At 67.9% G+C, this 17570-nt stretch carries 15 protein-coding genes and 1 tRNA gene; 4 read left to right on the top strand and 12 right to left on the bottom strand.

Annotated elements, in window-relative coordinates; all coding sequences use genetic code 11:
* Window positions 1-13: 13 nt before the first annotated feature.
* The 4 genes from AAW51_RS12225 to AAW51_RS12210 form a co-directional block, all read right to left on the bottom strand.
* Complete coding sequence (locus AAW51_RS12225; RefSeq protein WP_047194847.1) at window positions 14-1327, bottom strand: GGDEF domain-containing protein; 1314 nt, start codon at window positions 1325-1327, stop codon at window positions 14-16.
* A gap of 49 nt (window positions 1328-1376) precedes the next feature.
* Window positions 1377-2108: a substrate-binding periplasmic protein gene (locus AAW51_RS12220; RefSeq protein ID WP_157359813.1), complete on the bottom strand. Its 732-nt coding sequence runs from the start codon at window positions 2106-2108 to the stop codon at window positions 1377-1379.
* Between the two features lie 441 nt (window positions 2109-2549).
* Window positions 2550-3857 (bottom strand): MFS transporter, encoded by a 1308-nt coding sequence (locus AAW51_RS12215; protein WP_047194845.1) that lies wholly within the window; start codon window positions 3855-3857, stop codon window positions 2550-2552.
* Between the two features lie 63 nt (window positions 3858-3920).
* Window positions 3921-4928 (bottom strand): MerR family transcriptional regulator, encoded by a 1008-nt coding sequence (locus AAW51_RS12210; protein ID WP_047194844.1) that lies wholly within the window; start codon window positions 4926-4928, stop codon window positions 3921-3923.
* A 313-nt stretch (window positions 4929-5241) separates the two neighbouring features.
* On the opposite strand from AAW51_RS12210, the gene AAW51_RS28075 reads away from it, so the two are divergent.
* Both AAW51_RS28075 and AAW51_RS12200 read left to right on the top strand, forming a co-directional pair.
* Window positions 5242-5799 carry an RDD family protein gene (locus tag AAW51_RS28075; protein WP_053013506.1) on the top strand — a complete coding sequence of 186 codons (558 nt, stop codon included), beginning with the start codon at window positions 5242-5244 and terminating at the stop codon, window positions 5797-5799.
* Window positions 5800-5995: 196 nt separating this feature from the next.
* Window positions 5996-6565, top strand: coding sequence for an RDD family protein (locus AAW51_RS12200; protein ID WP_053013505.1), 570 nt, complete (start codon window positions 5996-5998; stop codon window positions 6563-6565).
* A 48-nt stretch (window positions 6566-6613) separates the two neighbouring features.
* On the opposite strand, the gene AAW51_RS12195 is transcribed toward AAW51_RS12200, so the two are convergent.
* From AAW51_RS12195 to AAW51_RS12185, 3 genes are all read right to left on the bottom strand, one after another.
* Complete coding sequence (locus AAW51_RS12195) at window positions 6614-8701, bottom strand: 3-hydroxyacyl-CoA dehydrogenase NAD-binding domain-containing protein (protein WP_047194843.1); 2088 nt, start codon at window positions 8699-8701, stop codon at window positions 6614-6616.
* Between the two features lie 201 nt (window positions 8702-8902).
* Window positions 8903-9754 carry an IclR family transcriptional regulator gene (locus AAW51_RS12190; protein WP_083438244.1) on the bottom strand — a complete coding sequence of 284 codons (852 nt, stop codon included), beginning with the start codon at window positions 9752-9754 and terminating at the stop codon, window positions 8903-8905.
* Between the two features lie 218 nt (window positions 9755-9972).
* Window positions 9973-10389: a hypothetical protein gene (locus AAW51_RS12185; RefSeq protein ID WP_047194842.1), complete on the bottom strand. Its 417-nt coding sequence runs from the start codon at window positions 10387-10389 to the stop codon at window positions 9973-9975.
* Window positions 10390-10546: 157 nt separating this feature from the next.
* Here AAW51_RS12185 and AAW51_RS12180 point away from each other — a divergent pair, with 157 nt between their 5' ends.
* A complete protein-coding gene (locus AAW51_RS12180; protein ID WP_047194841.1) occupies window positions 10547-11137 on the top strand; it encodes an NADPH-dependent FMN reductase in 591 nt (196 codons plus the stop codon).
* A 41-nt stretch (window positions 11138-11178) separates the two neighbouring features.
* Here the strand turns inward: AAW51_RS12180 and AAW51_RS12175 are convergent, their stop codons facing one another.
* Window positions 11179-11928: a TetR/AcrR family transcriptional regulator gene (locus AAW51_RS12175; RefSeq protein WP_053013504.1), complete on the bottom strand. Its 750-nt coding sequence runs from the start codon at window positions 11926-11928 to the stop codon at window positions 11179-11181.
* A 232-nt stretch (window positions 11929-12160) separates the two neighbouring features.
* On the opposite strand from AAW51_RS12175, the gene AAW51_RS12170 reads away from it, so the two are divergent.
* The gene (locus tag AAW51_RS12170) at window positions 12161-13759 is read left to right on the top strand and encodes a flavin-containing monooxygenase (protein ID WP_083438243.1); all 1599 of its coding nucleotides are present in this window, start codon (window positions 12161-12163) and stop codon (window positions 13757-13759) included.
* A gap of 48 nt (window positions 13760-13807) precedes the next feature.
* Here AAW51_RS12170 and sugE read toward each other — a convergent pair whose 3' ends face one another.
* The 4 genes from sugE to AAW51_RS12150 form a co-directional block, all read right to left on the bottom strand.
* Window positions 13808-14128, bottom strand: coding sequence for a quaternary ammonium compound efflux SMR transporter SugE (gene sugE, locus AAW51_RS12165; protein WP_047194840.1), 321 nt, complete (start codon window positions 14126-14128; stop codon window positions 13808-13810).
* A 145-nt stretch (window positions 14129-14273) separates the two neighbouring features.
* Window positions 14274-14350: transfer RNA gene (locus tag AAW51_RS12160), tRNA-Val, on the bottom strand.
* Between the two features lie 39 nt (window positions 14351-14389).
* Entirely contained in the window at window positions 14390-16636 is a 2247-nt protein-coding gene (locus AAW51_RS12155; RefSeq protein WP_053013503.1) for a RelA/SpoT family protein, read from the bottom strand.
* Complete coding sequence (locus AAW51_RS12150) at window positions 16633-17511, bottom strand: alpha/beta fold hydrolase (RefSeq protein ID WP_047194839.1); 879 nt, start codon at window positions 17509-17511, stop codon at window positions 16633-16635. Before AAW51_RS12150 ends, AAW51_RS12155 begins: the two co-directional genes overlap by 4 nt.
* Between the last annotated feature and the right edge of the window lie 59 nt (window positions 17512-17570).

Genomic DNA, 17570 nt, shown 5'->3' with positions numbered 1-17570 from the left:
TGCAGGGTAACGCTCATGACGCCACCCTGTTGCGCCCGCCGCTCTTGGCGCGGTACAACGCCTCGTCCGCCTGCTGCAGCAGCGCGTCGAAGCGCTCCATCGTCACGGCGTCGAACTGCGCCACGCCAACGCTGAGCGAGACATGCGGCGCGACCTCCGAGGCCTTGTGGGGAATGGCCCGTGCCTCGACCGCCTTGCACAGGCGCTCGCCCAACCTCAAGGCGCCTGCCAGGTCGACACCCGGCAACAGCACCGCGAACTCCTCCCCCCCGATGCGGGCGGGCAGTTCCCCGGCCCGCACGAAACTCTCGCGCAGGACCTGCGCCACGGCCTGCAGGCAGCGGTCGCCGCAGGCGTGGCCGTAGGCATCGTTGTAGCGCTTGAAGAAGTCCACGTCGCACAGCAGCAGCGACAACGGCTGCCCCGAGCGATGCGAGCGGCGCATCTCCACATCCTTCAGTTCGTCGAAGTGGCGGCGGTTGGGCAGGCTGGTCAGCGGGTCGCTGCGCGACAAGGTCTGCAGGCGCGCGTTGGCCTCTTCCAGTTCCCTGGTCCGGTCGTGTACCAGCTCGGCGAGCCGGTCGCGGTGGGCCGCCAGTTCGCGTTCGTCGCGGCGCTGCCGCGCCAGGTAGTCGCGCAGGCTGCCCTGCAGATCGTTGACGCCCGCCTCAAGCTTGCTCAGTTCGTCGGGACGAGACGGACGGCGGGCCAGCACCAGACGGTCGTCCAGGGTTTCGGGTGACAGCGCTGCAAGATGGCGGGCGATGTGCTGAACGTGCACCGTCACCGAACGGTTGAACATCCACATGATCAGGCCGGCCAACAGGACGGACTGGATCAACTGGGTGATCACGATGCTCGCCACCTCGTCGCGCAGGCGTTCCAGCAACACGCGCTCATCGCCTTCGAGCGTCAGCTCACCCACGTCCTCTTTCGCGCCGGCATACGGTTCGTAGCTCAAGGTGCGCAGCAGCGACGGCATGCGAGGCGAATGAGACCAGCCCGGCTGGCGGTGTTCCAGCATCTCGCCCGACCGGTTGGCCTGGCGGATCTTCAACGTCACCCGTCCCACCGATGTCACCTGGCCGGCACTGGCCAGGTGGGTGTACAAGGCGTCGCGGTCCATCTCCCAGATCGCTTTGGCCAGGGTCCGGTTGAACACCTGGTCGACCTGCGCGAGTTCCTGGCGCATCGCCGCCACGCTGGCCTGCCACGCCCAGGCGGTGCGCAGCGCCACGGCCAGCACCGTGAAGACCAGGCAGAAGCCGATCGTCGCCAGCGCGACCCGGCGGCCCAACGAACCGACGGCTGGTCTCGAGCCTTTCATGGCCGGCCCGACCCGCCGTGGTGGCGGCGCACTGTCTCGACGTTTCCCGCTACAGCCATTTTTTCTTCAGGGCCTCGTACTTGCCGTTCTTCTTGATCGTCTCGAGGCCCTTCTTGAACCGCTCGACCATCGCGTCGGATGTCTTGGCACCGAAGGCCATGTACAGGCCGGGCCCGCCCAAATCGGGCAGCGCAAGCGTGCGCGCCAGCAACTGGGCCGGGTCGCCACCGTCGCGGCGGACCAGGTGGTGGGCCACCAGGTCGTTGGCAACCCACAGGTCGACACGGCCGACCTTCAGCTTGTCGTAGTTGAATTCGTATTTGTTGCTGGACTGCAGGTTCTTGCCGATCACGAACCCCTTGGAGACGAGGAATTGCTCGCCCACGTCCTCGTTGACGGTCGCGATCTGGTACTTCCGGGCGTCGTCCAGGGTCTGCAGCTTGATGCTGCTGCTGCGCATCGCGTACAGCGCCCACTCCGACGGCGCCACCACGCCCACCCATTTGAAGAGCTTCTCGCGCTCGGGCGTGCGCGCGATCGAGTAGATCAGCACGTTGTCGGCATTGCGGGCGACGTCATAGGCGCGGGCCCAGGGCATCACCTGGATGGGCACGGCGAGCCCCAGCTCTTTCAGCACCGCTTCGACCACCTCGGTGCTGAACCCGGTGACCTTGCCGTTCTCGACCAGGTTGTACGGCGGGTACTCCTCGGTCACGACCTTCAGGTCGTGCGCGCGGGCCGCTTGCAGGCCCGGCAGCAGCAGCAGCAGCAGCGACAACATCGGCAGCAACCGTCGCCGCCCCGCGGGGACCGGCATTCGACACGGGCCGCTCGGGGCAAGTAGGCGGCCGCGCAGGCAGATGAGGTCGCGTGGCATGGCGTGAATCCGGTCCGGGCGCTAGCAGGCAGGAGATGGGGTGGCAGCAGGGCCGGCGCTGCGGCCCTTCCAGGCGTTATCGGCCAGGGCGGCCGCAAGCTGAGGGAACTATTTCACGGCCGGCGCCGGTACGCCGACGTCGCCCCACCGGCGCTGCCCGACGGGCCCCGGCGGGTGCCTGCGCCCGCCCCACGCCGCCCCGTCGGCACCGTTTGCGCCCTGTCGTTGTTCACAGTGGATGTGGGTGACCCTGTGGACAAGCTGTCGGCGACGCCGAGGGGCTGAACGCCGACAAGGGTTTACATCAATCTGCCTTGTTCTTGTGCAATGGGCAGCCCCGCCCGCTCACCTGGGGGCGGCGACCGGCGCGTCGCGGAGATGGCGCAACGGCGACACCGCCAGCGCGAGCGCGACGAGGCCCACCAGCACCACGCCGCTGCCGACGAACAGGTCGGCCAGCGCGATGTGGCGCAGCAAGGCGCCGGTCACGGCCGCCGACAGCGGCACCAGGCCCAGGAAGATGAACATGAACAAGCTCATCGCCCGGCCCAGCAGGGACGCCGGCACACGGTGCTGTATCCAGGTGAAGATGGCCACCTGCAAATAGCCGCCCAATGTGCCGATCGCCAGCAGCAGCGCCGCGCCCTGCCACAACGCGGCGATGTGGCCCATCGGCATGAACAACAGGCCCACGGTGGCGTCGGCCAGCAGCAAGGTGATGCCGAGATTGCGCACGCGCCAGCGTGGTTTCAACGCCGCGACGGCCATGCCGAGCAGCGTGCCGGCGCCATGCGACCCGACCAGCACACCGAAGGCCGCAGCGCCCAGCCCGGGACGGGTGTCGGCCAGCAGCGGCAAGGCGATGTGGACGGGCCCCATGATGAGCAGCGCCACGGCGCCCCAGTACAGATAGCAGGCGCGCAATTCCCGGTCACCCCAGCAGTGCCGCAAACCCGCCACCACCGACGCCAGCACCGCCTGGCCGGCCGCGGCGCCCGGCTCGCGGGGGGGCTGGATCGTGCGCACCTGCGCCAGCGTCCAGGCCGACACGATGAACGTGAGAGCATCGAACGCGAACGCCGCGGCGAGGCCTTGGGCGTCGGACACCCGGTCACGCTCGCCGTCGCCGAACACCACGATCAACCCGCCGGCGAGCAGCGGGCCGACAAACATCGACAGCTGGCGCAGGCCGAGCAGCACACCGTTGGCGGCTTGCAGGCGCTGCGGCGGCACCACCCGGGGCAGGATGGACGTACCTGACGGGATGCTGAAGGCGCTGGCCAGCCCGAGCCCGAAGGCCAGGGTGTAGATCATCCACGGTTGCGGAGTGCCGCTGTAGACCACGGCCGCCAGCACCAGCAGCAGCACGGTGCTGACGTGTTTGGTCCACATCAGCACACGCTTGGGCGAATAGCGGTCGACCATCGCGCCGCCGACCAGCATGAACAAGGCGCGCGGCACGCTCATCACGCCGAGCACCAGGCCCAGCATCAGGGTGTCGCCGGTCATGCGCAGCACCAGCCAGGGCAGCGCGATCAAGGTGAACTGGTCGCCCAGCATCGACAGCAGCGAACCGGCCAACAGCCAGTGGAAACTGCGGTCGGGCGCCGCGGCCGAGCGGGTGCCGTCCGGCAAAGAGGTCGTTTCAGACATGCATGAGGTCCTGTTGCGGTGTGCGCGCCCGGCCGGGCCGCGCTCGACCCGCACTGTGCAGCCTCACGCAGCGACAGGGTCAAGCGTGCGACGGGCCTGTTCCAGATAGTTGCGGACGGACGCATCGATCACGGCTGCGGCGGCGAGCAGCGGCTCGCGCCGGTAGGCGGTGAGCAGCTTGTCGCGCACAGCCGTGTCGCCACCTGCGACGCGGTCCATCAGTGCCAACCAGTGGCGCACCAGCGCCCGCGCGGCGTCGCTGTCCGGCGGCACACCACGGCGGATCAGCTGGTGCACGGCGTCGGACAGGTCGTGCCACGGCTGTGGCGGCAACGCGGCCAAACCCATCAACTGCTCGAGGCTGAGGTATTTGCAGAGGGCTGCGATGCGGACCCCGACGGCACGTTCGACGTACTCGATCATCGCCAGATCGGGTCCGGAACCATGCAGCGCGGCCGGCTCGCGCTTGTACATGTCGCCCCAGCGCCGGATCAGGTCGAAATTGCCTTCCATCCAGACCCCCATCAGCTGCATCCAGCGGTAGGCGAGTGGCTGGACGGCGAGGCTCTCGGGCGGCGTGCCCTGCTCCATCGCGCGGCGCACGTCCTGCATCAGTGGCGGCCAGTCCCCCGCGATGCGCGCCCAGTTGCTGAAGATGATGCGCAGCTCGGCACTGCTGAAGTATTTGTTGCAGGTGTTCATCAGCTGCAAGGACGCCAGCCAGTCGGACGCCTCCGGCGCGTCGCCGGCCGAAAACTTGGCGCGCAGCAGGCTCAGCCGGCTGCGCAACTCGGTCGCCTGCTCGATCTGGCGGTCCAGTGCGTGGATCTGCTGCTCGACGATGACCGGCAACGACGCCCCACCCTCTGCCAGCAGACGGCGGATGTCGTCGAGCGCGAGGCCGAGCTGACGCAAGGCCTGGATGGCGTGCAGCCGCGCGATGTCGTCCGGCCCGTACAACCGGTAGCCGGCAGGCGAGCGCGCCGACGGCCGCAGCAGGCCGATCGCGTCGTAGTGATGCAGGGTTCTGATGGTGAGCCCGGCGTGCCGGGCCAGTTCGCCGATGCGCATCGCGGCGCTCCTGTGGGTGAGGGCCGCGAGTGTGTACCCTGACGCAGCGTCAGGGTCAAGCGGGGTGGGGTCGCGGGCCGCCTGCGTGCTGCGCTGCACCAGCGGCCACTAGGGTTACCCCGAGCGTGCGAGCGCGGCGGTGCTGCGCGCTGACCGCACTTCCTGCCCGAACCACCGGCTATCGGAGCGGCCCACGGCGATGCCGCGGCGAGGTCGACACTGCGCACCGACAGCGGCGCCCTGCCCTCTGCTCGCGTGGACCGCGACGCGGCAAGGCGTTTCTCCGAAGGCCGACCTTTGACTCGCGATCGACATGCAGCAACTCAAAGAACACGACTGCCGCCAAGACCCCGAGGCACCTCCGGAGACGGCTTCCGAAGAGATGACCGACGGCCCCTCCGGCGTGTGGCAAACAATCTTGTCGGGCCACGGCACTGCGGCCATGCCGGCTGCAGCCAACGCGGGCTGGGGAGCCTCTGCGAGGGCGGAGACGGGCCGCCCCCTCGCCCCGTTGCCGCGCCGGGGTTTGGCCTACGCCATCGACGTCGCAGGCGGTCTGTCGCTGGCGGCCCTCGTGCTGCTGCCGCTGCGTGCGGTCTCCGAGTCGCTGCACGAGCCCGTCTTCGTGGTGGTCTGGCTCACCTACTTCCTGCTGCGCGACAGCATCCCGGGCCAAGGGCTGGGCAAGCGCCTGATGGGCCTGCGCTGCGTACAGGTCGACTCGCGCCGATCCTGCACCTGGCCGCAGTCGGTCACGCGCAACGTGACGCATGTCTTCTTCGTGCTGGACGCGATCTTTGCGCTGGGTCGTGCGCAGCGCAGGTTGGGTGATTACATCGCGGGGACGGTGGTCGCGCCCATCCGGCGCTGATGGGCGGTCAAGGCGCACGACACGCCTTACCGGACTCGTTTGTCGCCGGTACGACCCCCGCCATGGCCGTGCAGCGATCGCGCCGGCCAAGGATGTGAAGCAAGTCACGGAAACGGCGAAGCGCAAACAGGGACGGGTGCACCCCACGCCCCAGAATCTTTGCTTCGCCGAAAGCCGCCCCTGACTCGCGCTCGAGATGCAGCAACTCAAGGAACACGACCGCCACCAAGACACCGAGGAGCTTCCGGAGACGGCCCGCCAGGCCCCCGGTGAAACAACCGGCGGTGTGTGGCAGACCGTCTTGTCGGCCCCCGGCGTGCCGGAGGTGACACCCGGGACGACGGCTCGAACCGACGGCGTGCGCGACGCGCAAGCCGAAGCCGACGCACAACCCCACCTCGCCTCCTTGCCTCGCCGTGCCCTCGCCTACGCGATCGACGTCTGCGGCTGCTTGTCGCTGGCGGCGGTCGTGTTGCTCCCGCTGCGCGCCGTCTCGGAGTCGGCGCACGTGCCCATCTTCTTGGCGGTCTGGCTCACCTATTTCCTGCTGCGCGACAGCATCCCGGGGCTGGGCCTCGGGAAACGGCTGATGGGCATACGGACGGTGCAGGTGGACTCGGGTCGCTCCTGCACCTGGCCGCAGTCGGTGACGCGCAACGTCACCCACGTGTTCCTGCTCCTGGACGCCGTGTTCGTGCTCGGCCGCTCGCGGCGCCGGTTGGGCGACTACATCGCGGGAACCGTGGTGGTGCCTCTGCGGCGTTGAGGTCGTCGCCACGGGCTCCAAAGGTCTCCGTGGCGTGAGCCCAGTGCGTCAGTTGAAGGTCTTGCCTTCCTCGGCAAGCTTCACCAGCAGCGGTGCGGGTTGCCACGACGGGTCGGCCCCGGGCTCGGCCGCGAAGCGGCGCAGGCTGCGCACCACGTTGGGCAGGCCCACCATGTCCGCATACAGCATCGGGCCGCCGCGGTGCAGCGGAAAGCCATAGCCGTTGAGATAAACGATGTCGATGTCCGAGGCCCGCGCGGCAATACCTTCTTCGAGGATGCGGGCACCTTCGTTGACCAGCGCATAGATGCAGCGCTCGACCACCTCGTCGTCATCGATGCGCCGCGGCGTGATGCCCTTCTCGCGGCGGAAATCGGCAATCAGCGTCTCGACCGCCGGGTCGGGGATCGGGTCGCGCCGACCCGGCTCATAACGGTACCAACCCGCGCCCGTCTTCTGGCCGAAGCGGCCAGCCTCGCACAAGGCATCCGCCACGATGCGCGTGTAGGCCTGCGGGTTGGCCGCCTGGCGGCGCTTGCGGCCGGCCCAGCCGATGTCGAGCCCGGCCAGGTCGCCCATCCGGAACGGCCCCATCGCCAGTCCGAAGGTCTGCAAGGCGCCGTCCACCTGCTGGGGCAACGCACCCTGGTGCACCAGCTGGTTGGCGGCCGCACCGTAGCGAGCCAGCATGCGGTTGCCGATGAAGCCGTCGCACACGCCCGACACCACGGCCACTTTCTTGATTTGTTTGGCCAGCTGCATGCAGGTGGCCAATACGTCCGGCGCCGTGCGCGCGCCACGCACGACCTCGAGCAAACGCATGACGTTGGCCGGGCTGAAGAAATGCAGTCCGATGACGTCCTGCGGTCGCCGGGTGAAGGCCGCGATCTGGTCGAGATCGAGCGCCGAGGTGTTGGAGGCGAGGATGGCGCCCGGCTTGACCACATCATCCAGCGTCTTGAACACCGTTTCCTTGACGCCCATGTCCTCGAACACCGCTTCGATCACGAGGTCGACGTCGCGCAGCGCCTCATACCCCAGCGTCGGCGTCACACGCGCCAGCCGCTCATCGAGTTGGGCCTGCGTCAGCTTGCCCTTCTTCATCGAGTTTTCGTAGTTCCTGCGGATCGTCGCGAGGCCCCGGTCGAGTGCTTCTTGCCGGGTTTCGAGCAGCACCACCGGAATGCCGACGTTGATGAAGTTCATCGTGATGCCGCCGCCCATGGTGCCGGCGCCGATCACGCCGACCTTGGCGATCTTGCGCAGCGGCGTGTCGGCCGGCACGTCGGGAATCTTGGCCGCGGCGCGCTCGGCCTGGAACACGTGCCGCAGTGCCCGCGACTCGGGTGTGTTCATCAACGCCAGAAAGGCTTCCCGCTCGACGCGCAGTCCCTCATCGAACGGCTGGGCCACGCTGGCGGCTACCGCGTCGACACACTTCAGCGGTGCCGGGAAGTGCTTGGCGGTCGCCGCCACCGTGTTGCGGGCAAAGGCCAGGAAGGCCTCAGCCTGGGGCTCCTGGACCTGCCGGTCGCGCACACGCTGCAGCGGCCGGTTCTCTGCCACCACCTGGTCGGCGAACGAGAGTGCGGCGTCGAGTACATCGGTGTCGACCAGCAAGTCGAACAGCGGCGTGCCCTCGAAGCGCGCGGCCGGCACGGTGTCGCCGGTCACGATGAGGTTGAGTGCCGCCTCCAGGCCGATCAAGCGCGGCAGTCGCTGCGTGCCGCCGGCCCCGGGCAACAGCCCCAGCTTCACCTCGGGCAAGGCGATTTGCGCATCGCGGCGGGCCACCCGGAAGTGCGCACCCAGCGCCAGCTCCAGGCCGCCGCCCATGCACACGCCCGCCACCGCGGCGATGACCGGTTTGGTCGACGTTTCGAGCACCCGGATCACGGTGGGCAGACTGGGCTCCATGCCTGACTTCGGGGTGCCGAACTCCTTCACGTCCGCGCCGCCGGAGAACGCGCGCGGGGAGCCGGTGATGACCACCGCGCGCACGGCGACGTCGGCCAAGGCCCGCTCGAGCGACTCGACGATGCCGGCGCGCAAGGCTGCTCCGAGGCCGTTGACGGGAGGGTTGTCGAGCGTGATGACGGCCGTCTGGCCGCGGACGCCGTACTGTGCGCTGCTCATCTGAGGCTGCTCCTGCGATGGGGTGTGGGCCGTAGGCGCCGAGGCGCCTACGGAAGTCAGAAACAAAAGCTGTTGTTCCACCGGGTGGAACTTCGTTCCGACGATCGCCTGGATGCTATCTGCCGGTCCTGAGGCTGTAAAGCCGGGGAGCCCGGCCCTGCCCGGGCACCCGGCGGTCGAGAAGCTGCTTGCTCGACCCGCTCAGCCAGGCAACGAGGTTTCGAGCCGCGCAATCAGCTCGACCAGCCGCGGCCGCACCTCCTCGAGCAGGAACTGCGGCGACAGACTCGACGCGGGCCCACCACAGTTGATCACCATGGGCGGCAGGCCGCCGCCGGGGTTGAACGCCCGGGCGATGCCGTTGACATCTTTTTGCCAGTCTCCGAAGGAGCAGGTGACACCGAGCGTGGCATGGTCGGCCATCGCCTTCTCGATGCCTGCGCGGATGGCCGGCCACGCCAGTTCGTCGTACTCCTGCACCCGCTCCATCACCTCGCGGCGTTCGCGCTCGCCGACCACCGCGAGGTAGGCGCGGCCCATCGCCGAGGTGGCGATGGGAATGCGCGAGCCGACGTCCATGCTGAGCGTCAAGGGTGCGCTGCTGCGGCAGTTCTCGATGTAGATCATCGAAAACCGGTCGCGTGCGCCGAGCGAGACGGTCCCATGCGCAAACCCGGCCAGCTCCTGCATCAGCGGGCGGGCCAGCTGCCGCACGTCGAGCTGCGACAGCATCGCCGTGCCAAGCGCCAGCGTCGCGGTGCCAAGGCGGTACTTGGCGCTGTCCTTCACTTGCACCAGATAGCCCAGCTGGGTCAGCGTGGCGGTCAGGCGCGACACGGTCGATTTCGGCAGCTTGCACCGCTCGGCCAACTCCTGATTGCCCAGCAGCTTGTGTCCGGAGCGGAAGCAGGAGAGCACCTGCAGCCCGCGCGCCAGCGCGGTGACGAAGTCCTTGCCTTCTTTCGGGTCGTCCTCCCGGGGCTCGCCCGAAGCCGTGGATAGGGCGACGCGCTCGATGGTCGGTTCGTCTGAGGCGGGCTTGGTGGTGCTCATGGGCGCGGAGTATGCGGGATACGACCCGAGGCTCGGCATGACAGCGCCGAGCCTCGGCACCGACGTAGATCGCCGCCGGCACACGGACTGCAGCCCGGCGGCCAAGCCACACGGGGGACAGAACGGAATTGTATTCCGATGACCGGAATACCGAGCCCCTCGCTGCGCCGAGCCGAGCCCGTGCGAAACAGCCCGCGCCCCCGACGCTCGGCCTTGATCTACGCCTTGCGCTTGTCTGCGTCCGTCGCCATCTCGATCTTCACGACCCGCGCGTTGACAAACTCCAGCAGCCCCGCGCCGATGCCGCGTGCCCCGGGCTCGTTGCTCTTGACGATGATCTGCATCGCGTGCCCGGCCTCACCGTTGAATTTCTCGTCCTCGAAATCGATGTGATTCTCGGGGCTCTCCAGGATGGCCTCCCCCTCCGCGGTGAGTGAGATCTTCACCAGTTCGCGGTCGGCCGAAATGCCGCCTCCCGGCCGGTAGTTCTTGTCCATCCGGAACACCCACAGGGCCGTCCTCAACTCTTCCAACTGGCCGTCTTTCAAGCGGTGCGATCGCAGTTGCTGCTTGTCCATCGCAAGCAGCAGATCAGCGGACCCGGTACGGATCCAACGGTAATAGGCAACTGGCATGTTCGATTCCTTGGTGTTGTGATGACAGCGGCGCAGTGGACCCCCCACGACCCGCGAGGACTTATACGGCGCAGGCTGCAGGCTGGATCTGCTGTGAGCCCCCCCAGTTCAAGGGCCGACAGGCCCTAGACTCCTCCCCATCCCTTCAGGAGGTGCCATGGCTCACAAGATCCTCGTCCTCTACGGCTCATATCGCGCCGACCGCATGGGCATCCGCTTGGCGAACTACCTGGTCGGCGGCCTGACGGCCAAGGGCAACGCGGCCGAACTGATCGACGCGAAGGAGATCGGTTTGCCGATGCTGGACCGCATGTACAAGGAGTACGCGCCGGGGACGGCACCGGAGGCGATGGAATCTCTCGCCGGCAAGATCCGCTCGGCCGACGCCTTCGTGTTCGTGACCGGGGAATACAACTGGGGACCGCAGCCGGGGTTGAAAAACCTCACCGACCACTTCCTCGAAGAATGGTTCTGGCGACCGGCGGCGATCGCGAGTTACTCGGCCGGCCGCTTCTCGGGCGTGCGGTCGGGATCGACCTGGCACAGCATCCTGTCCGAGATGGGCATGGTGGTCGTCTCGAGCACGTTGGCGGTCGGCCCCATCTCCGCGACACTCGATGCGGACGGGCGGCCGACCGGATCGGCTGGCGAGTCGTTGGAGAGGGCCTTCGGGCGTTTCGCCGACGACCTGGCGTGGTGGACCGAAGCGGCGCAGGCGCAGCGTGCGCGTAAGGCGCCGCCGTATTGAACGCAGCACCGGCGCCGATCCGGAGCGCAGGATGAGATCGATCAGGCGGGGCGCGGCCCCTGCCCCGCCTCACCCTCCAGCGCGCCCAACGTGCCCATCATCACCAGCACGCAGGTGCGCACCACTTCGCGCTGCGGCTGCCGATACTCGCTGATCACCCACATCGTGGCCACCTGCACGGCGGCGCCGACCAAGGCGCGGCCGAGCAAAGCACGCCGTTCGGCCGACAGGTGCAGCCGCGGCAAAGCCGCCTGCAGCGGCGCGACCGTGAGCTCCGCAAACTCGCGCGTGCACTCCTCATACAGCGCGTCGACCTCCGCGCTGACGCCCAGCACCTCGTGCAGGACGATGCGGGCAAAGCGCCGGTCGCGCACCATGTCGAACCAGATGTCGTAGCCCGCCATCGCACGCGGCTCCAGGTCTCCCGGTGTGCCGCTGGCCGGCTCGGCGGGCATCGCCACGCCGATCAAGCGTTCGCGCAGTTGCGCCATCAGCGTGCGATAGACGGCCATCAGCAAGGCTTCGAGGCTGTCGAACGACTCATAGAAATAGCGGTCGGTCAGCCGCGCGGCGGCGCACAGGCCGCGCACCGTCGTGTTGCGGAACCCCTGGGTGCCGAACAGCTCGACGCCGGCCTCGATGAACCGCGCCCGCCGCGCCGCCACGCGGTCTTGCGGAGCCAGGCCGCCATAGGCCCGCCCCACCGTCGGGCTGGTCGCAGTGTCGGTGTCGTCTCTCGGCAGCACGGCGTGCGCGGCAGTGCGACGCCGCGTCTTGGTCGGGACCGTCATGCCCACATTTGACACCAAACCCACCCACCCCTAAGATTTTGACGACACGCATCGTCAGATCGACTGGTACCACAGCGGTGGCATCGGGACGGGCAGGCAGGCAGGCAGGTCGCGTGTGCCACCTGCCGTTGTTCGCCCCCGCGCCACGGGGCGTCTGCAGACAGACGCCTGGGCCAGCCCAAACACAGCCCCCCGTCCCATGACGGCGGCGGGCCAACAGGAGACAGACGACATGGCGAGTTGGCAGGCCTGTGCGGCCGCGTTTGGGGTGCGTCGGCGCGTCAAGCCGGCGTTGGGTGACCTGAGCGAGGCGGGTCCCACACCTGCCGATGCCTCCTCCCGGCATGTCGATGTGCTGATCGTCGGGGCCGGTCTGTCGGGCATCGGTGCCGCAGTGCACCTGCAGACACGCTGCCCGTCGAAGCGCTATGCGGTACTCGAGGCGCGCGGCGCGCTGGGCGGCACCTGGGACTTGTTCCGCTACCCGGGCATCCGCTCCGACTCCGACATGTACACGCTCGGCTATGCCTTCAAGCCGTGGGCCAACCCGAAGGCGATCGCCGACGGGCCGTCGATCCGTCGCTACGTCGAGGAAACGGCGGCCGAGCATGGCATCGACCAGCACATCCGCTACCACCACCGAGTGGTCAGGGCCGAATGGTCGAGCCAGGACGCGTGCTGGCGTGTGGACGTCGACGTGGGACACGGCGAACAGCGCGAACGGCACCGCTACACCTGCCGCTTCCTCAGCATCTGCAGCGGCTACTACTCCTATCGTGAAGGGCATCGTCCCGAGTTCCCGGGCGAGGCGCGGTTCCAGGGCACGATCGTCCATCCGCAGTTCTGGCCCGAACAACTCGACCACGCCGGCAAGCGTGTGGTCGTGATCGGCAGTGGCGCCACCGCCGTGACCCTGGTGCCCGAGATGGCCAAAACCGCCGCCCACGTCACCATGCTGCAGCGCTCGCCCACCTATGTGTTCGCGCTGCCTTCGCGCGATGCGATCGCCGAGACCCTGAAGCGCTGGTTGCCACCGCTGCTCGCCTACCGGCTGGTGCGCACGAAGAACGTCCTGCTCGGGGTCGTGTTGTACCGGCTGGCCCGGCAGCGCCCCCGGCAGGCCAAGGACTTCCTGGTGCGCAAGGCGCGAGAGCAATTGGGCCCGCGCGCCGACGATCACGCTCCGCATTTCACCCCGCGCTACAACCCCTGGGACCAACGTCTGTGCGCAGTGCCCGACGGCGACATGTTCGATGCCATCAAGACCGGCCGCGCGTCGGTGGTGACGGACCAGATCGACACCTTCACCGAGCGCGGCATCCGGCTGAAGTCCGGCCAGGAACTGGAAGCCGACATCATCGTCACCGCCACCGGTTTGAAGCTGAACGTGCTGGGCGACGTCGAGTTCCACGTCGACGGACGGCGCTGCGACTTCTCGAAGACGCTGGCCTACAAGGCCATGATGTTCAGCGGCGTGCCCAACCTGGCCTACACCTTCGGCTACACCAACGCTTCATGGACCCTCAAGGCCGACCTGACCGCCCGCTATGTCTGCCGTCTGCTGCAGCACATGGACCGGCACGGCTATGTGAGCGCCGTGCCGACACCCGACGCGTCGGTCGAGCCGCGGCCTTTCCTCGACTTCACGTCGGGGTACGTGGTGCGTGCGGTCGACCTGCTCCCCAAGCAAGGCTCGAAGAAACCGTGGCGGCTGTATCAGAACTATGTGCTGGACCTGTTGACACTCCGCTTCGGGCGCATCGACGACGGCAGCATGCGGTTTTCGCAAGCGGCCGTGGCGCACAGCGAAGCGAGGGCCGGCGCAGCCTGAGGAAACGAGCGCCGGAGCTTTTCGTGCGCTCGTGATGACCCGAGGGCGTCAGTCGGGCGACACGACCTTCAGGCCGACAATGCCGGCCACGATCAGGCACAGACACAGCAGGCGCGCCACGGCCGCGGACTCGCCGAAGAGCACGATGCCCAGGATGGCCGTTCCCACCGCCCCGATGCCGGTCCAGACGGCGTAGGCCGTGCCGACCGGGAGTTGCTTCATCGCGAGACCGAGCAAGATGACACTGAGCACCATCGCAGTGACGGTTGCCAGTGTCGGCCCGAGCCGGGTGAACCCTTCGGTGTACTTGAGGCCGATGGCCCAGGCGATCTCGAGGAGACCGGCCACGAAAAGGATGATCCACGCCAAGAGACTGTTCCTCCAGGGGCCGTCCCCTGCCGATGCAACACAGGGCCGTCCCCGCGGCTGAATTTTATAGACCGAAGGCGATGCTTGCCGCCTCGTTCGAAAACGAAAAAGCCCCGGCCTTGATGAAAGACCGGGGCTTCGTATTTGGTAGGCGCGATTGGACTCGAACCAACGACCCCCACCATGTCAAGGTGGTGCTCTAACCAGCTGAGCTACGCGCCTGGAGAAGCCGTGACTATAGCATGTTTTTTCTAGTGCCCGCTACTTCCTTCTCGCGAGCTGCACGCCGTTGATCTGCGACACCAGCCCCAGCACATGCGCCAAGCGGGCCGAATCGGACACTTCAACGGTGAACGTCATCCATGCGATGTGCTTCAGCGTCTGCGTGTGCACCCCGGTGACGTTCATCTTCTCTTTCGCGAACACCTCCGAAATGTCGCGCAACAGCCCCTGCCGGTCGTGGGCCTGCACCGTCACGTCGACCGGGTAGACCGCCGGCTTCTCGTCGGACGGCATGCCCCACTCGACCGGGATCACGCGTTCCGGCGAACGCCCGGCCAGCTGTCGGAAGTTGGAGCAATCGGCGCGGTGGATCGCGACGCCTTTGCCGCGGGTGACGAAGCCGCCGATGGTGTCGGGCGGGGCCGGCTTGCAGCAGCGCGCCAGCTGCGTCAGCAAGGACTCGACCCCCACCACCAGCACGCCGCCCTTGGGCGTGCTGCCGTCGGCGCGCGACTTCTTCAGCGAGATGAAGTCGTCGGGCGGGGCCGGCGGCTCGCTCGGGCGCAGCACATTCTCGATGTTGCGCAACGAGTACTCGTCCTTGCCCACCACGTCGAACAGCGCATCGGCATTCTTGAAGCCGAGCTGGCTCGCCAGGTCTTCGAGCTTGATCGCGGTACGCCCTTCGCGCTGCAGCAGCTTCTCGACCAGGTCGCGGCCCTTGGCGATCGTCTGCTGCTGCGCGAGTGCGTTGAACCAGGCGCGCACCTTGGCCTTGGCACGCGAGCTTTTCAGATAGGCGAGCTCGGGGTTGAGCCAGTCCATCGACGGGCCGCCCTCTTTGACGGAGATGATCTCGACCGTCTGCCCGCTGCGCAGCGGCGTGTTCAGCGGCACCATGGCGCCGTCGACCTTGGCGCCGCGACAGCGGTGGCCGAGGTCGGTGTGCACGGTGTAGGCGAAGTCGACCGGCGTCGCGTCTTTCGGCAGCTCGACGATCGAGGCCTGTGGCGTGAAGACATAGATGCGGTCATCGAACACCGCCTGCGTGGCGTCTTCACCCTGCCCGGCGAAGTCGCGCTCCCATGCGAGCAGCTGCCGCAGCACCGCCTTGCGCGCCTCGGCGACCTGGGCCTCGAAGTCGCCGGCCGCGACCACACCCGCATAACCTTTGGTGCCGGCCTCCTTGTAGGCCCAGTGCGCCGCGACACCATGCTCGGCGTGCTCATGCATCTCGCGCGTGCGGATCTGGATCTCGATCGGCCGTCCGTTCGGGCCATAGACCACGGTGTGCAGCGACTGGTAGCCATTGGCCTTGGGCTTGGCGATGTAGTCGTCGAACTCCTCCGGCAGCGGCTTGTAGGCTTCGTGCACGACACTGAGCGTGGCATAGCAGTCGCGCACGCTGGGCACGATCACGCGCAAGGCGCGGATGTCGAACACATGGTCGAAATCGAGCTGCTTGCCCCGCATCTTCTTCCAGATGCTGTAGATGTGCTTGGGCCGGCCCTGCACCTCGGCCGCAATCTGGTGCCGGCGCAGCAGCACGCCCAGCTCCTGCCGCAGCGTCTCGACCATCTGCTCTCGCTCGACGCGCTTCTCGTCGAGCATCCGCGCCACCGTCTTGTACTGCTCCGGCTCGAGGAAGCGGAACGACAGGTCCTCCAGCTCCCACTTGATCTGCCAGATGCCGAGTCGGTTGGCCAGCGGCGCGAACACCTGCAGCGACTCGCGCGCGAGCACCAGCGGGCAGGGACGCTTCTCCTGCGCGTAGTAGCGCAGCGTCTGCAGCCGTGACGCCAGGCGCAGCAGCACCACGCGCAGGTCTTTGGAAAACGCCAGCAGCATCTTGCGCACACGCTCGGTCTGCTCGGCCCGCATCTCCTCGTCGACCAGGGCGTCCCGCGCGTTGCGCTGGATTTGCAGCAACTTGCGCGCGGCGCCCACCAGGCTGGCGTACGACTCGCCGAAGGCCTTCGCGATCACCTCCTCCGGCTTGTTGAGGTAGTCGCCGACATAGACAAGATAGACCGCCGCCAGCACCGAGGGTGAGGCGCCGATGCCCTGCAGGATGCCCGCGACGCCCTCGGCGTGGTGCAACGCGTCCTCACCCGTGTCCAGCCGCTGCCCGGCGAGCAGCGGCTCGGAGAACGCGCGTGCGCGCGCCAGGCGCTTGAGCTCGAGGTCGAGCGCCTCGGCGTCCGGCAAGTGGGGGCGGGCCGCCTCGCCCGCCAGTTGAACAATCGTCGCGGGCTGCGGCCCGTGATCCAGCAATCCCGTTTTCATGCGCCCGCCAGCAAGAACTCCTGCACCACGGCGATCTGCTCGGGCGTGACCAGGGTGGGCGCATGCCCCACCGCGGGGAACTCGTGGACACTGGCCTTGGGGCCGCGCCGCGCCATCTCTTCGACGGTGTGCGGCTTCAGGATGTCGGACAAGGCGCCGCGCAGCACCAGCGTGCGCGCCCGCACCGCGTCGTAGCGCTGCCACAGCAAGCCTTGTGCGGCCGTTGCCATCTCGGGCGTGGTGCCGTGCAGCGGCACCGCGATGCGCGGGTCGTAGTGCGGCACGAAGCCGCCCTGCTCGTCGTCGACACTGCGCAGCATCGGCCGCGTCAGCGCCAGCCATTGTTCACGTGTGTGCTCGCCGAAGCTGGTCGAGATCGACCACATGTAGTCGGCCGCCTCGTCGACCGACGCGAAGCGCGGCGCCCGGCCGACGTAGGCGCCGATGCGCTCCAGGCCCTGCGGCTCGATGGCCGGGCCGACGTCGTTGAGCACCAACTGCCGCACCGGGCTGCCCGACAGCGACGCGACCGCCATGCCGATCACGCCGCCCATCGACGTGCCGAGCCAGTCCAGCGTCTTGGCATTGAGCCGCGCCAGCAAGGTCACCATGTCGGCCACGTAAGTCGGGATCTGGTAGCCCATCGGGTCGCCCAGCCAGTCGGAACGCCCGCGGCCGACGACGTCGGGACAGACCACCCGGTAGTGCTTGCACAGCGTCTGCGCCAGCGCATCGAAGTCACGCCCCTGGCGCGACAGGCCATGCACGCAGACCAGCACCTTCGGATTTGTTGGCTCGCCCCATTCCCAGTACGCCATCCGATGCAAGCCCTGGGTGTCCAGGCATTGCACGTACTCCAGGCGCGGTTCAGTCATCGTTCAACGTCCTTCTTCATAATGGCCGGTGCTTGTCGCTACCTGAACCATAGCAAAGA

Origin of the sequence: Caldimonas brevitalea (assembly GCF_001017435.1) — a bacterium.
Lineage (GTDB): Bacteria > Pseudomonadota > Gammaproteobacteria > Burkholderiales > Burkholderiaceae_C > Caldimonas > Caldimonas brevitalea.
This window is presented reverse-complemented; position numbering and strand designations above follow the sequence as displayed.

Excerpts from the sequence above, each read along its gene's own strand:
- AAW51_RS12150 (WP_047194839.1), bottom strand. The coding sequence starts at position 17,511 with ATGACTGAACCGCGCCTGGAGTACGTGCAATGCCTGGACACCCAGGGC.
- AAW51_RS12195 (WP_047194843.1), bottom strand. The coding sequence starts at position 8,701 with ATGAGCAGCGCACAGTACGGCGTCCGCGGCCAGACGGCCGTCATCACG.
- AAW51_RS12180 (WP_047194841.1), top strand. The coding sequence starts at position 10,547 with ATGGCTCACAAGATCCTCGTCCTCTACGGCTCATATCGCGCCGACCGC.
- AAW51_RS12200 (WP_053013505.1), top strand. The coding sequence starts at position 5,996 with ATGCAGCAACTCAAGGAACACGACCGCCACCAAGACACCGAGGAGCTT.
- AAW51_RS12155 (WP_053013503.1), bottom strand. The coding sequence starts at position 16,636 with ATGAAAACGGGATTGCTGGATCACGGGCCGCAGCCCGCGACGATTGTT.
- AAW51_RS12170 (WP_083438243.1), top strand. The coding sequence starts at position 12,161 with ATGGCGAGTTGGCAGGCCTGTGCGGCCGCGTTTGGGGTGCGTCGGCGC.
- AAW51_RS12175 (WP_053013504.1), bottom strand. The coding sequence starts at position 11,928 with ATGACGGTCCCGACCAAGACGCGGCGTCGCACTGCCGCGCACGCCGTG.
- AAW51_RS12190 (WP_083438244.1), bottom strand. The coding sequence starts at position 9,754 with ATGAGCACCACCAAGCCCGCCTCAGACGAACCGACCATCGAGCGCGTC.
- AAW51_RS12225 (WP_047194847.1), bottom strand. The coding sequence starts at position 1,327 with ATGAAAGGCTCGAGACCAGCCGTCGGTTCGTTGGGCCGCCGGGTCGCG.
- AAW51_RS28075 (WP_053013506.1), top strand. The coding sequence starts at position 5,242 with ATGCAGCAACTCAAAGAACACGACTGCCGCCAAGACCCCGAGGCACCT.
- AAW51_RS12215 (WP_047194845.1), bottom strand. The coding sequence starts at position 3,857 with ATGTCTGAAACGACCTCTTTGCCGGACGGCACCCGCTCGGCCGCGGCG.
- AAW51_RS12220 (WP_157359813.1), bottom strand. The coding sequence starts at position 2,108 with ATGTTGTCGCTGCTGCTGCTGCTGCTGCCGGGCCTGCAAGCGGCCCGC.
- AAW51_RS12210 (WP_047194844.1), bottom strand. The coding sequence starts at position 4,928 with ATGCGCATCGGCGAACTGGCCCGGCACGCCGGGCTCACCATCAGAACC.
- AAW51_RS12185 (WP_047194842.1), bottom strand. The coding sequence starts at position 10,389 with ATGCCAGTTGCCTATTACCGTTGGATCCGTACCGGGTCCGCTGATCTG.